Raw genomic sequence first — 11,800 nt, 5'->3', positions numbered from 1 at the left:
GCGAACGCCCCAATGTGATCGCCAACTCTCCTATAGTGACGTTCACTTGATCAGGAACTAGCGGCTCCAGTTGCGCCCCGCCATCCCCGGAAGGCAACACTCGATGACCGGCACCGCCCAGAACCGATGACCCGCGTCTCGCGGGCGGTCCCCCCGGCGCAGCCCCACCCCGCGCTCGCCGGGACGGCTTCCGATGCCCTGAAGATCATCGTCGTGGGCGGGTTCGGAGTCGGCAAGACCACGATGGTCCGCTCCGTCAGCGAGATCCGCCCGCTGCACACGGAGGAGGTCACGAGCCGCGCCGGCCGCAGCCTCGACGACACCGGCCGCGCCCGCGCCAAGGGCTGCACCACCGTCGCGTTCGACTTCGGCCGGATCACGATCGACGAGCGCAGCCTGTATCTCTTCGGCGCGCCCAGCCAGGAACGCTTCGGGTTCCTGTGGGACCGCCTCTTCGAGGGCACGCTCGGCGCGGTCGTCCTGGTGGACACCCGCTCCCTGCCCGACGCCTGGTACGCGCTCGACCGCCTGGAGCACCACGGCACGCCCTTCATCGTCGCCGTCAACGACTTCGGCGGGCCGCTGCACAGCGACGAGCAGATCCGCGAGGCGCTGACGCTGGGGCCGGACGTACCGCTCGTGGAGTTCGACGCCCGGGACCACTCCTCCAGCAAGTTCGTACTGATCGCGCTGGTCGAGCATCTGCACGCGCTCGCGTCACACACGAAGGACGGTTGACGCACACCACGGCCGACGCGCAGGTCAGAGCGTCGCGGCCCGTCTCAGCCGCCGGACCGCGTACGCACCACGCCGCCGGACCGGATACGCTCCGAGACGTGGCTGAGATCCAGATTCCCGCTGACATCAAGCCCGCCGACGGCCGTTTCGGCGCGGGCCCCTCCAAGGTGCGTACGGAGGCGCTGGACGCCCTGGCCGCCACCGGCACCTCCCTCCTCGGCACGTCCCACCGACAGGCCCCGGTCAAGAACCTGGTCGGCTCGGTGCGTGACGGCGTACGCGACCTCTTCCAGCTCCCCGAGGGCTACGAGGTCATCCTGGGCAATGGCGGCTCGACCGCCTTCTGGGACATCGCGACGCACGGCCTGATCGAGAACAAGTCCCAGCACCTGACCTTCGGCGAGTTCTCCTCGAAGTTCGCGAAGGCCTCGAAGCTCGCTCCCTGGCTGGCCGAGCCGACCGTGATCGCATCCGACCCGGGTACGCACCCGGACCCGGAGGCGGAGGCGGGCGTCGATGTGTACGCCTTCACCCACAACGAGACCTCGACCGGCGTCGCGGCCCCGATCAAGCGGGTCGCGGGCGCGGACGAAGGCGCGCTGGTGCTGGTCGACGCGACGTCGGGCGCGGGCGGCCTGCCGGTCGACATCGCCGAGACGGACGTCTACTACTTCGCCCCGCAGAAGTCCTTCGCCTCCGACGGCGGCCTGTGGATCGGCGTGTTCTCCCCGGCCGCCCTGGAGCGCGCGGCGCGCATCCACGGCTCGGGCCGGCACGTCCCGGAATTCTTCAGCCTGCCGACGGCGATCGACAACTCGCTGAAGAACCAGACGTACAACACCCCGGCGCTGGCCACGCTCTTCCTGCTGAACGAGCAGCTGACCTGGCTGAACAGCCAGGGCGGCCTGGACTGGTCGGTCCGCCGCACGGCGACGAGCTCGCAGAACCTGTACGGCTGGGCCGAGGCGTCCAAGCACGCGACCCCGTTCGTGGTCGACCCCGCGAAGCGCTCGCAGGTCATCGGCACGATCGACTTCGCGGACGAGATCGACGCGGCGGCGGTCGCGAAGGTGCTGCGCGCGAACGGCATCGTCGACACCGAGCCGTACCGCAAGCTGGGCCGCAACCAGCTGCGCGTCGCGATGTTCCCGGCGATCGACCCGGCGGACGTCGAGGCGCTGACGGCCTGCATCGACTACGTGATCGAGAAGCTGTAGCACCGAGGTGTACGAGGGGCCCCGGAGACAGCGTCTCCGGGGCCCTCCTCGTACCGGCCCGATGTCACCCGCCTGGCCCACACTCACACTGCGAGTGATGGCTCGCGTACCGGACACGCCACCGCCCACCGCCTACGCCGAGGCCAAGATCCCGGTCTACGTGATCGTCGACCGCAAGCACAATCACCTCCACGTCCTGACGGACCCCGTATCCAACGGGTACGACAACCACCGCGTCCACTCGCCGGGCGAGCAGATCACGCTCCCCGAGTCCATCGGCGCAGAGGTGAAGCTCGACGTGACGGCTCTGCTGCAGGCCGCCGCGCGGCAAAGTCGCGACTAGTTGCGACGCAGCAGGCGCTTCACCCCGAGGACGAGCGCCGTCGCTCCGGCGAGCACGATGATCCCGTACGTGAAGGTGCTCTTCCCCCCGCCCTGCCCGCTCTCCGTCGAAGTCGCCCTGTCAGAGGGCGACTTGCTGCCCCCGTCCGACGCCGAGTCGTCCCCGAGGGCGACCCGCTGCACATCACTCTGCTCCCCCTCCGTGCCGAACATCAGCGCCTTGCCGTCGGCGGTGTACGTCACGGACTCGGCCTGCCCCTGGATCGGCGCCCGCACCCGGTGATCGGCCCCGAGGCGCCCCTTCTTCCACTCGTACCCCCGCGCGCTGAAGTACGAGCGCAGCACCAGCTCCTTGCCGTCCGGAGAGAACGCGCCGTCGGTCACCCACGGCACATTGCCGATCCGCCGGAAGACATTGGTCCCCGCGGAGGTGAGTGTGGCGGGCCCTTCGTACAGGCCGCCGCCGTCCTCGTTCTTCGAGGCGATGTAGACCCGCCCGGTCTTGGGATGCACCATCAGCGCCTCGGCGTTCCGTGCGCCGTCCGCGTACTTGACCGTGTACTGCGTCGCCTTGACGGTCATGTCCTTGAGCGCCTTCGGCTCGGGGAACTTGTAGATCCAGACGTGGTCCCAGCTGCCGTTGAGATTGTCGCCGATGTCCCCGACGTAGACGTTCCCGTCCGGGCCGACCGAGATCGCCTCCATGTCACGCGGCTTCCCGACCCCGCGCAGGGTGATCGTCGCCACGGTCTCGCCGGTCCGGGCGTCGACGGCGAAGACGCGCGGCTCGTCCTGGTCGTTGTGCGTCCAGTACACGCCGGGGTGCGCCCGGCTGGCGGCGAGGCCGCTGGACTCCGTGATCCTCGGGTCCTTGATCGTGAACCCGGGGTCGTCGTCGGCCGATGCGGGGGCAGCGGTGAGCACAACGGCGGCAGCAGCAGCGGCAGCGGCGACGTACGGAAGCGAACGCATTCCCCCAGCCTGCCACCTCGCGCGCGTGGACCCGGGCACAGTCCCCGTGGTCAGCCTCACATCGCAGGTGCGTGGCTTGATCGGCCATGATGACCCCCATGCGTTTCATGTTCGTCGGCGACTCCATGACCATCGGACGCGCCGGCGACTACACCTGGCGTTACCGGATGTGGCAGCACCTCGCCGCCTCTTTCGACGGCCCGTACGAGATCGTCGGCCCGCGCACCGAGCTGTACGACACCGATGCGGCCGCGCCCGTGTCCGGTGCCTACAAGGACGCCGCTTTCCCCGCCGACGCCCGTCGGCATCTCGCGGGCTGGGGCGAGGGCTGGCTCCACATGGCCCCGCTGATACGGGCGGCGGTCACCGCCGATCAGGTGGACATCCTGCTGGTCTCGCTCGGCCTGATAGACCTCGGCTTCTACACGAACAGCGTCCAAACCGCCCTGAACGCACGCCAGTTCATCGCCGAGGCCCGCGCGGCCAACCCGCGGATACGGATGGTCCTGCTGCCCGTCATCCCCAACATACGGGCTCGCTCCGACGCCCCCTTCGCCGCGGAGTGCGACCACTTCAACGAACTCCTGGCAAAGGCGGTCGCCGACCTCGACACGGCGTCCTCGCCGGTTCTGCTGGCGTCGCGCCCGGAGTCGTACGCCATCGACACGGACACGTACGACGGCACGCACCCGGGCCCGAGCGGCGAGGACAAGCTGGCGGCGGCCTTCGCCGGGGCGATGCACCAGGCGTGGGAGATGGGCGGCCCCTACCGGCCGGCGTACTAGGGTCCGTCTTCAAACGGATCTTGCCCAACCTGCGTACGCAGCGGCGCCCCGTCCCCCTGAGTCCGCGGCCGGTCAGCCCGCGCCCCCTGGAGTGACCAAACCCGTCTCGTACGCCACCACCACAGCCTGCGCCCTGCTGCCCAGGTCCAGTTTGGTCATCGTGCGATTGAGGTGCGTCTTGACAGTCGCCTCGCTGATGAACAGCTCGCCGGCGATCTCCAGGTTGGACAGACCTCTGGCGGTCAGCCTCAGCACCTCCACCTCGCGCGCGGTCAACGCCCCAAGATCGGGCGGCGGTTCGTCCGTTCTCCCGGTGTTTCCGGCCCGTTGGGCGAACGCCTCGACCAGGCGGCGCGTGACGCTGGGCGCGAAGAGCGCGTCTCCCCCGCCGACCGCCGCCACCGCGGCGAGCAGCCGCTCGGGCCCCGAGTCCTTCAGCAGAAAGCCGCAGGCACCGGCACGCAAGGCGCCGTAGACGTACTCGTCCAGGTCGAAGGTGGTCAGGACGAGGACCCGGGGCAGCGGGTCCGGCGCGTCGGCGAGGATCTTCTCCGTGGCCGCGACGCCGCTCATGCCGGGCATCCGGATGTCCATCAGGATCACGTCGGGACGGGTCTGTGCGGCCAGGGCGACGGCCTCCTCGCCGTCGCCCGCCTCGCCGACCACCTCGATGCCGGGTGCCGCGCGCAGCAGCCCCACCAGTCCGGCGCGGATCAGGAACTGGTCGTCGACGACGAGCACCCTGGTCATCCCGACGTGTCTTCTCCCTCGCGTACGGCCTGCGTGGAGGTGGGCAGGGTCAGACGCACCGCGAAACCCCCCTCACTCCGCGGGCCGATGTCGACCCGCCCGCCGTAGAGCTTGGCCCGCTCACGCATGCCGATCAACCCATGCCCGCTGCCCGGCCGAACCTTGTCCGGAATCACCCCCTGTCCGTCGTCCGCGACGGTCACCTCCAACTGGCTTGGCTCATAGCGCAGTTCCACGCTCGCGCTGGCTCCGGGCGCATGCTTCAGTACATTGGTCAGCGCCTCCTGCACGACGCGGTACGCGCACAGGTCGACGCCGGGCGCGAGCGGGCGGGCCATGCCCTCGATCCGCAGGTCGACCCACACGCCACCGGACCGTACGCGCTCGACCATCTCCCCCAGACGCGCGAGGCCCGGCATGGGCGTGTCCGGAACGCCGTCCTCGTCCGAGGCCCGCAACACCCATAGCATGCGGCGGAGTTCATCGAGGGCCTCCGCGCTGGTGCCGGAGATCGTGGAGAGCGCGGTACGCGCCGTGTCGCGGTCCGAGTCGAAGACGAATCCGGCCAGGCCCGCCTGCACCGATATGACCGACATGTGGTGAGCCACCACATCGTGCAGCTCGCGCGCGATCCTGCCGCGCTCCTCGGCCACTTCTCGGCGGGCCCGTTCGGCCTGCTCCTCGCGGAGCCTGCGGGCAAGTTCGGCGGCACGGCGGGCGGTGACGCCGAAGCGCCACAGCACGGCGGGGAAGACGAGGGCCTGGCCGACGACGGACGGCATGGAGTCGCTGTGGCTGACCACTCCCGCGTAGATCCAGATCCCGGCCATCGCGGCGGCGCAGGTGACGGATGTGCGTACGGGACGCAGCGACGCCACCGTATAGACGGCGAGCATCGGGCCGAAGGTGTTCACGACGGGCCAGTAGCCGGCGGTGACGTAGCAGAACCACACGAGGTGGACGAAGGCGCAGACGGCGACCGGCGCCCTGCTGCGCAGCGCGAGCGGCAGATTGACCAGCCCGACGAGCACGTAGGCGCGCGCGTCGAGCGCGGACCATCCCTGGCTGGCGGCCTCCTGCCCGAGGAGCACGGCCACGCTGGTGAGCGCCACGGCAATCAGCGCGTCGGCTGCCAGGCCAACACGGCCTGGGGGGCAGATCCGCATCGCCGCAGCGTAGCCGTGGGGCGGGCGGCGGGACGTCAAACTGCCGCGGTACCACGAAAGGTGCAGGAACCGTGTGCCTACTGCCGCGGGTCTGCCAGGAGTTCAACCCGTCGCCGGACGCGGCCCGGTACGGGCCGCCCGTAGCTTCTTGGACCAGCACGACGGCGCCGCGGCCGACCACGGGGCGCCACGCGGACACGGTCGACACGGGGTGCCCAACGGGGGAACCCGGCCGGTGGTCCGGGAAAGGATTCGACACGATGACGGCACGAAAGAGCCTCGCCCTGGCGACGGCCACGGTGGCGCTGGGCACCGGGCTCGCGATAGCCGCTCCGGCCGCCCAGGCAGCGCCGGCGGCGCAGAGCGCACCGGCCACCGCCGCTTCGCGGACCGAAGCTTCCGCCGCGAAGGCGGGCTGGCACCTGATCTGGGGCCCGAAGAGCCACAAGCCCACCAAGTACTGGGCCACGCCCGACTTCGTCCCGCGCAGCGGCACGCTCGGCGTCAACGCACGCTGCTGGAACGGCGGTGACGGCACCAAGTACAAGATCGACGTGGTGCGGACCCGCGACAAGAAGGTCGTCAAGAAGGGCGGCTGGGGCTACTGCAACGGCGGCTGGATGACGGTGAAGGCGAACGCGTCGTCCGGCACGTCGTACTACATGCGCATCTACCTGAAGGGCAAAGCGCACACGATCGAGGCGAAGGCCTACTACTACCGCTGAGACGGGGGACGGTCGTCGCCGACGAACCGCGTGGCGCGACCGAAGTGCGGCCCGGTCCTCCCTCAGCGGGAGGGCCGGGCCGCCCAGGGTCCGTCTTCACCGCCGCAACAGAGGCAGCCGCCCCTAGTCCTCTCGCGGCCCTCGCAGCCTTCGCGGCCTCGCGGCCTCTCGTGCGGATGCGAACCGCCCGCAGGGAGGTGACCCTGGAAGGGGGCGACCCAGGACAGGCCACTCCGGCGTGCCCGTGGCCCGCTCCCAGGAGGCGGGAGGAAAAACCATGGCTACGAAGAAGCAACTCACGGCCCGCGACATCATGACCGCCGGCGTGCAGTGCATCGGTGCACACCAGTCGCTGAAGGAAGCGGCGATCATGATGCGCGACATGAACGTCGGGGCTCTGCCCATCTGCGGCGACAACAACAGGCTCACCGGCCTGATCACCGACCGCGACATCGTCGTCCAGTGCTGCGCCGAGGGCATCGACCCGGCGACGGTACAGGCCGGCTCCCTCAGCGGGGAACTGCACTGGATCAACGCGAGCGCGGGCGCGGACGAGGCTCTGGCGACGATGGAGCAGCACCAGATCAAGCGGATGCCGGTGATCGACGTCGAGCAGGGCCATCAACTGGTCGGCATGATCACGGAGGCCAATCTCGCGAGGAACCTCACGGACGCGCAGATCGCGGAGTTCGCGACCAAGGTGTACGCGAACGCCTGACCGCTTGTGTGAAGGTCCTCGGTTGGCGTTGGCGCATCTCCCGGGGACCGCTCCGCACACAGAGCGTGATGACGCGATCACCGTACAGCACGCGCGACCACCTTGTGCAACAACCCCGGTTCTACGAACGGAACTTCGATGGACGGCCGGGACCGCCAGTCCAGCGGCCAGGTCAGCCCCTCCAGCGCGGGCACTCCCACGAACGCCGAGCCTCGCCCGCTCCGAGTGAGCGGCCGTGCCCCCGCGGGCCAAACATGCGCCCCGGCCGATTGCGGCGGCAACAGGAAGTACATGTACCGCTCGCCCGTCGCCTCGCGCACGATCGGCCCTGCGTGGAAGTCGGTGAACTGCATCAGCTCGTAAGCCACTTCCTCGGCCAGCATGCCCGCGATGCGTACGGCGTCGAAGTGGATGCCCGCGTGACGCAGGGCGTGTCCGGATGCAGGCACCCAGGTGGGGGCACTTTCTCGGTTCATGGACGAGACGATTCCGCGCCGGGGTTCAATGTGACCAGCACCACACGAGGGTCGTGCAGGTCTGTGCACTCGGGGAGGACGTCGTGCACTCCAGTGAACGGGGTTCGAGGTCGTTCGGCGCGTTACTGCGCTTCCACCGCGAACGGGCCGACATGTCGCAGGAGGCGCTGGCCGGGCGGATCGGATTCTCCAAGTCCCAGGTAGCCATGGTGGAGCGCGGAGAGCGGCGGCCGAGGGGGACGTTCGTCCCGAACGCGGACGAGGCGCTGGGTGCACAAGGCGCACTACTGGTAGTTGCGGAGAAGGAGTTCAAGAACAACGGACTCCGGCCCTGGACCGAGAACTACTTGGACGAGGAGAAGAACGCGGTCGCCCTTCACTCGTACCAGAACCATGTGATCCCCGGTGCGCTCCAGACCGAGGCATACGCCCGAGCCGTCTACAACTGCAACTACTGCCCGCCGCTGGACGACGAGGAGATCGAGAAGCGCGTTGCGGCCCGGCTGGAGCGACAGAAGCTCTTCCACCGCAAGCCCACGCCCATCATCAGTTACGTACTGGAGCAGAGCACGCTCACCCGTCCCCTCGGGGGCCCTCTGGTCCTCAAGGATCAGCTTCACCACGTCCTCGACGTTGGTCGCCTTCGCCATGTCGAGGTCCAGGTCATGCCGCATGACCGCCAGACCCACGCCGGACTCGCAGGGCCCATGATCCTTCTGGAGACAGCGGAGCGTCGGCAGCTCGCTTATGTAGAAGGACAGAACGGCGGCTACTTCGTGAGCGAACAGCCGGACCTAGGTGACATGTTCGGTCGGTATGGCATTCTGCGGGCTCAGGCACTCACCCCCGAAGAGTCCGCGAAACTGATCAAGCAGGTGGCAGAGGGACTATGAGCACGGACCTGAAGTGGTTCAAGAGCAGCTACAGCAGTGAGCAGGGCGAGTGCGTCGAGGTAGCCACCTGCCCCGCCACCGTCCACGTCCGTGACTCCAAAGACACCACCCGCCCCTCCCTCACCCTCGCCCCCACCGCCTGGTCCACCTTCATCGAGTCGGTCCGGTAAGCCAGTTGGCCCGCAACGAGATCTCCGGCGGCAGCCAGGGCGGCCCCGTCGTCCAGGCCGAGACCATCAGCAGCCTGACGATCGCGTCGGCCCCCGTTGAGATACCCCGCTATCTCCGCTCCCCCTCCCACTGGCCGCTCGCCCGCGAGTGGGAGGCCCTGAAGGCGGGCGCACACAAGGCCCGGCCCGGCGAGGACGGCAGCAAAGTCCCGCCGTACGTCGCGCGTGACGTCGACGGCGTACTGCGCGAACGCATCGCGGAGGGCGGCCTGGTCCTCGTCGTGGGCGACTCGACCGCGGGGAAGACCCGGGCCGCCTTCGAGGCGGTACGCGCGGTGGTGCCGGGCCATCGTGTGCTCGCCCCGCCGGTGGGCGGCAGCCTTGGCCCCGCCCCCGACGCGGTGGAGCGCGCCGGGGCGCCGTGCGTGGTCTGGCTCGACGACCTGGAGCGCTATCTGGGCCCGGACGGCCTGGAGCCCGACGTGCTCGACGACTTCGTCCGGCTCGACGTGCCAGTCGTGGCAACGATGCGCGTGAAGCCGTACGAGACCTTCAGCGCCGAGCGCGACGGCGGAGTCGCGTCGCAGGTGCTGCCGCTGGCGGAGGTGATCGACCTCAACCGGCTGTGGAGCGCGGACGAACTGGCTCGCGCGGCGGAGTGCGACGACTCACGCATCGTCGATGCCTTTGCCCACCACGGTCCTTACGGCATTGCCGAATACGTTGCCGCCGGGCCGGCGCTCCTTCAGGAGTGGCTGCGCGCCTGGTCGGCGAACGGGCATCCGCGCGGGGCCGCGCTGGTCGCCGCGGCCGTCGACCTCGCCCGAGCCGGGTTGCGCGGTCCGTACGGCACCGACCTGCTTGCGGAGGTGCACGAGCAGCATCTGGCAGCGGGTGGTGGACCGGTGCTGCGGCCCGAGTCCCTGGACGACGCGTTCGCCTGGGCCGCCCGGGTACGTCACGGAGTGACGAGTCTGCTGCTGCCCGCGGACGACGATCGGTGGACACCCTTCGACTATCTGGTCGACCACACGGAGTCGGAGATTCCGGCCTGGGTCTGGGAGGCGGCGATCGGTCATGCCGACGAGGATGCGGACCGCTTCGCCGTCGGTGTCAACGCCGCCCAGCACAACGCATGGACGACGGCCGAAAGGGCCTGGCTGCCCTTGGCCGACGCCGGGTCCCCGACAGCCACGCACAACCTCGGCGTCCTGCTGAGCAGGGCGGGCCGGATCGACGAGGCGGAAACGCGCTACCGCCAGGCCATGGAGACCGGCTTGCCGGAGGCCATGCACAGTCTGGCCGACCTGATGGCGGACACGGACCGGACCGACGAGGCCGAAGCGCTCTACCGCCGCGCCATCGAGGCCGGTCACGCCCCCGCCGCGTACAACCTGGCCATCATGCTCGACGACAGCCTCACCGACGAGGTGGAGGTCCTGTACCGCCGTGCCATGGAGGCCGGCATGACGGAGGCCGCGTACAACCTCGCGCGCCTGCTCACCGACGCGGGCCGCATCGACGAGGCCGAAGCCCTCTACCGCCAGGCCATCGAGGCCGGCGACTCCGAGGCCGCGTACAACCTGGCGGGGCTTCTCACGCACGCGGGCCGCATCGGCGAAGCCGAAACCCTCTACCGCCAGGCCATTGAGGCCGGCGTCCCCTTCGCCGTTCAGAACCTTGGCAACCTGCTCGTTGACGCCGGTCGAGCCGACGAAGCGGAAGCGCTCTACCGCCATGCCATCGCCAACGGCAATGAAAGCGCCTCGTTCAACCTCGGGGTCCTGCTCGCCCAGGACGGCCGCGCCGAAGAGGCCGAAAGTATCTTCCGCCGGCATCTGGAGGACGGCGATCCCGCGGCCGCCAACAACCTCGGCAACCTGTTCGCCGACACAGGACGCCACGCGGAGGCCGAGTCCTTCTACCGCGATGCCCTGGGGATGGGCTACTCGGGCGCGGCGGGCAATCTCGCCATCCTGCTGGACGAGATGGGCCGCCATGACGAGGCGGAGGAGTTCCGACGCCGGGCGGTCACGAATACGCCCACCGAGTGATCAGCCGCCGGTTCGGCAGGGGACACAGACGGGCGGCGTCACCGCGCGTGACGCCGCCCGCCCTTGATGCCTCTCCGGCCGTCAGAACAGGAACGGTCCGGGAGCCTGCGCCGACGTGGCATTGCACGTCACGGTGATGCCGAAGACCACGACGGTCAGCGACTTCGCGTCCAGGCTGTCGCCCGCGGCGACCGTGCCATTGAGCGGCCCGGTGGACACATCGCCCCCGGCGGGGATCGCCGGGTTGGAATTGCCGGTGAACGTCGATGTGCCGGAGCCGTTCTTGGTGAGCGTCAGGGTCGACTTGACCGAGTTCGCTCCGATGTTGATCGGGGATTTGATGGCCGACGTGGACACGCTGATGGTCGCGGCCGTGCCGTCCTGGGTGGCCGTGAGCGTCGCCGTGCCCGAACCGTAGGAGCCGCAGTCGAACCCGAGGGTCGCGGTCTGCGGGGTCACCGCACTCGCGGCGGGCGCCGCCACGAGCGCACCCGCGGCCGCCAGGCCGGTGCTCACTAATACGCCGATTCCGAATCTGCCGTGCTTCATGGGGTCCCGCTTTCGTGTGGGGGTGTACGGGATGCCATCGCCGACTGCCACTACGCACTGCACGGTGTCCGGGGGTGGGTGTGGGGATCCCGGGCCTGATGGGCAGTCAGTGACCATTGCATTGGGGCACGGGCTCCCTGAGAAAGCAAGCCCGATCCCCATGATTCTTGACATGCACCGGCCAGATCCGACCGGGTTTGACAGACCCGTGCGAGTGAGGGTCGCCGGCCCTCACGTCCACGAGC

At 69.4% G+C, this 11,800-nt stretch carries 13 protein-coding genes and 1 pseudogene; 9 read left to right on the top strand and 5 right to left on the bottom strand.

Annotated features, from left to right (window positions below):
• Positions 1 to 126: 126 nt before the first annotated feature.
• From ACQEVG_RS01865 to ACQEVG_RS01855, 3 genes and pseudogenes are all read left to right on the top strand, one after another.
• On the top strand, positions 127 to 738 hold the full coding sequence (locus ACQEVG_RS01865) for a GTP-binding protein (RefSeq protein WP_432975947.1): 612 nt from the start codon (positions 127 to 129) through the stop codon (positions 736 to 738).
• 98 nt (positions 739 to 836) lie between these two features.
• A complete protein-coding gene (serC, locus tag ACQEVG_RS01860) occupies positions 837 to 1,955 on the top strand; it encodes a phosphoserine transaminase (RefSeq protein ID WP_432975944.1) in 1,119 nt (372 codons plus the stop codon).
• Between the two features lie 130 nt (positions 1,956 to 2,085).
• Positions 2,086 to 2,298, top strand: a pseudogene (locus tag ACQEVG_RS01855) (Uma2 family endonuclease); the annotation flags it as partial.
• Here the strand turns inward: ACQEVG_RS01855 and ACQEVG_RS01850 are convergent.
• Entirely contained in the window at positions 2,295 to 3,269 is a 975-nt protein-coding gene (locus ACQEVG_RS01850) for a WD40 repeat domain-containing protein (RefSeq protein ID WP_432975941.1), read from the bottom strand. The pseudogene ACQEVG_RS01855 and the gene ACQEVG_RS01850 sit on opposite strands and share 4 nt — an antisense overlap.
• Positions 3,270 to 3,367: 98 nt before the next feature.
• On the opposite strand from ACQEVG_RS01850, the gene ACQEVG_RS01845 reads away from it, so the two are divergent.
• Positions 3,368 to 4,054: a GDSL-type esterase/lipase family protein gene (locus ACQEVG_RS01845; protein ID WP_432975938.1), complete on the top strand. Its 687-nt coding sequence runs from the start codon at positions 3,368 to 3,370 to the stop codon at positions 4,052 to 4,054.
• A 72-nt stretch (positions 4,055 to 4,126) separates the two neighbouring features.
• Here ACQEVG_RS01845 and ACQEVG_RS01840 read toward each other — a convergent pair whose 3' ends face one another.
• Positions 4,127 to 4,804 carry a response regulator gene (locus tag ACQEVG_RS01840; protein WP_432975935.1) on the bottom strand — a complete coding sequence of 226 codons (678 nt, stop codon included), beginning with the start codon at positions 4,802 to 4,804 and terminating at the stop codon, positions 4,127 to 4,129.
• Positions 4,801 to 5,970 carry a sensor histidine kinase gene (locus ACQEVG_RS01835; RefSeq protein ID WP_432975932.1) on the bottom strand — a complete coding sequence of 390 codons (1,170 nt, stop codon included), beginning with the start codon at positions 5,968 to 5,970 and terminating at the stop codon, positions 4,801 to 4,803. The genes ACQEVG_RS01840 and ACQEVG_RS01835 overlap by 4 nt, the downstream gene beginning before the upstream one ends.
• Before the next feature lie 260 nt (positions 5,971 to 6,230).
• Here ACQEVG_RS01835 and ACQEVG_RS01830 point away from each other — a divergent pair, with 260 nt between their 5' ends.
• Both ACQEVG_RS01830 and ACQEVG_RS01825 read left to right on the top strand, forming a co-directional pair.
• The gene (locus ACQEVG_RS01830; RefSeq protein ID WP_432975929.1) at positions 6,231 to 6,695 is read left to right on the top strand and encodes a hypothetical protein; all 465 of its coding nucleotides are present in this window, start codon (positions 6,231 to 6,233) and stop codon (positions 6,693 to 6,695) included.
• A gap of 277 nt (positions 6,696 to 6,972) precedes the next feature.
• Entirely contained in the window at positions 6,973 to 7,413 is a 441-nt protein-coding gene (locus ACQEVG_RS01825) for a CBS domain-containing protein (protein ID WP_432975926.1), read from the top strand.
• Between the two features lie 77 nt (positions 7,414 to 7,490).
• On the opposite strand, the gene ACQEVG_RS01820 is transcribed toward ACQEVG_RS01825, so the two are convergent.
• Entirely contained in the window at positions 7,491 to 7,889 is a 399-nt protein-coding gene (locus ACQEVG_RS01820) for a hypothetical protein (RefSeq protein WP_432975923.1), read from the bottom strand.
• A gap of 83 nt (positions 7,890 to 7,972) precedes the next feature.
• On the opposite strand from ACQEVG_RS01820, the gene ACQEVG_RS01815 reads away from it, so the two are divergent.
• Genes ACQEVG_RS01815 through ACQEVG_RS01805 form a run of 3 tightly spaced genes read left to right on the top strand, consistent with a single transcriptional unit; the run spans position 7,973 to position 11,006 of the window.
• The gene (locus ACQEVG_RS01815; RefSeq protein WP_432975920.1) at positions 7,973 to 8,782 is read left to right on the top strand and encodes a helix-turn-helix domain-containing protein; all 810 of its coding nucleotides are present in this window, start codon (positions 7,973 to 7,975) and stop codon (positions 8,780 to 8,782) included.
• Entirely contained in the window at positions 8,779 to 8,952 is a 174-nt protein-coding gene (locus ACQEVG_RS01810) for a DUF397 domain-containing protein (RefSeq protein WP_432975917.1), read from the top strand. The genes ACQEVG_RS01815 and ACQEVG_RS01810 overlap by 4 nt, the downstream gene beginning before the upstream one ends.
• Before the next feature lie 5 nt (positions 8,953 to 8,957).
• On the top strand, positions 8,958 to 11,006 hold the full coding sequence (locus ACQEVG_RS01805; RefSeq protein ID WP_432975914.1) for a tetratricopeptide repeat protein: 2,049 nt from the start codon (positions 8,958 to 8,960) through the stop codon (positions 11,004 to 11,006).
• A gap of 81 nt (positions 11,007 to 11,087) precedes the next feature.
• On the opposite strand, the gene ACQEVG_RS01800 is transcribed toward ACQEVG_RS01805, so the two are convergent.
• Positions 11,088 to 11,555, bottom strand: coding sequence for a hypothetical protein (locus ACQEVG_RS01800; RefSeq protein ID WP_432975911.1), 468 nt, complete (start codon positions 11,553 to 11,555; stop codon positions 11,088 to 11,090).
• Positions 11,556 to 11,800 lie beyond the last annotated feature (245 nt).

Origin of the sequence: Streptomyces sp. CA-135486 (assembly GCF_050936555.1) — a bacterium.
GTDB lineage: Bacteria > Actinomycetota > Actinomycetes > Streptomycetales > Streptomycetaceae > Streptomyces.
This window is presented reverse-complemented; position numbering and strand designations above follow the sequence as displayed.

What these genes read in the sequence shown, in the direction of transcription:
- ACQEVG_RS01800 (WP_432975911.1), bottom strand. Translation starts at nt 11,555, where the DNA reads ATGAAGCACGGCAGATTCGGAATCGGCGTATTAGTGAGCACCGGCCTG.
- ACQEVG_RS01820 (WP_432975923.1), bottom strand. Translation starts at nt 7,889, where the DNA reads ATGAACCGAGAAAGTGCCCCCACCTGGGTGCCTGCATCCGGACACGCC.
- ACQEVG_RS01850 (WP_432975941.1), bottom strand. Translation starts at nt 3,269, where the DNA reads ATGCGTTCGCTTCCGTACGTCGCCGCTGCCGCTGCTGCTGCCGCCGTT.
- ACQEVG_RS01835 (WP_432975932.1), bottom strand. Translation starts at nt 5,970, where the DNA reads ATGCGGATCTGCCCCCCAGGCCGTGTTGGCCTGGCAGCCGACGCGCTG.
- ACQEVG_RS01865 (WP_432975947.1), top strand. Translation starts at nt 127, where the DNA reads ATGACCCGCGTCTCGCGGGCGGTCCCCCCGGCGCAGCCCCACCCCGCG.
- ACQEVG_RS01825 (WP_432975926.1), top strand. Translation starts at nt 6,973, where the DNA reads ATGGCTACGAAGAAGCAACTCACGGCCCGCGACATCATGACCGCCGGC.
- ACQEVG_RS01830 (WP_432975929.1), top strand. Translation starts at nt 6,231, where the DNA reads ATGACGGCACGAAAGAGCCTCGCCCTGGCGACGGCCACGGTGGCGCTG.
- ACQEVG_RS01845 (WP_432975938.1), top strand. Translation starts at nt 3,368, where the DNA reads ATGCGTTTCATGTTCGTCGGCGACTCCATGACCATCGGACGCGCCGGC.
- ACQEVG_RS01810 (WP_432975917.1), top strand. Translation starts at nt 8,779, where the DNA reads ATGAGCACGGACCTGAAGTGGTTCAAGAGCAGCTACAGCAGTGAGCAG.
- ACQEVG_RS01840 (WP_432975935.1), bottom strand. Translation starts at nt 4,804, where the DNA reads ATGACCAGGGTGCTCGTCGTCGACGACCAGTTCCTGATCCGCGCCGGA.